The following is a 591-nucleotide window of genomic DNA, read 5'->3' on the forward strand; positions in this document are numbered from 1 at the left end:
GGCGCTGACGGATCGGTCTCGACGGCCGGTGCGTTACGCCAACCAGTTGCCCGAGCCGGTGGAGGCAATGATTGTGCGGCTCAAGAAGGAGAAGCCGCATTGGGGTGCCAGGAAGATCAGAGAGCTTTTGGTGAAGCGTCTGGCCGGCGATGTGCGCGTGCCGTCGAAGAGCACGGTGCATGCCGTTCTTGACCGGCACGGGCTGGTCGCTCATGCCCGCCAGCGACAGCGTTATCGGGCAGAGGGAACGGCCTTATCACAGGCCCTTTCGCCGAACGATCTGTGGTGTGCCGACTTCAAGGGCGAGTTCAAGCTCGGTGACGGCCGATACTGTTACCCGCTGACGGTCACCGACCAGGTGTCACGCTATCTGCTTGCCTGCGAGGTCTTCGAATCGACAAAGGAGGTGGGTGTGTTCGAGGCGTTCCGCCGATTGTTTGCCGAACATGGCCTGCCAAGCGCGATCCGCAGTGACAACGGCCTGCCGTTCGCCAGCCCCAACGGCCTCTACAATCTGTCGAAGCTGTCGGTCTGGTGGCTGCGGCTCGGCATCGCGCTCGAGCGCATCAGGCCGGGCCATCCGCAAGAGAA

At 62.9% G+C, this 591-nt stretch carries 1 protein-coding gene; it reads left to right on the top strand.

Features of this window, described 5'->3' with window-relative positions; all coding sequences use genetic code 11:
* Positions 1-591: DDE-type integrase/transposase/recombinase (locus tag PMI09_RS10325; RefSeq protein WP_007792427.1), on the top strand; the 591-nt coding region annotated here is incomplete at both ends.

Origin of the sequence: Rhizobium sp. CF122, from assembly GCF_000282035.1 — a bacterium.
GTDB lineage: Bacteria > Pseudomonadota > Alphaproteobacteria > Rhizobiales > Rhizobiaceae > Rhizobium.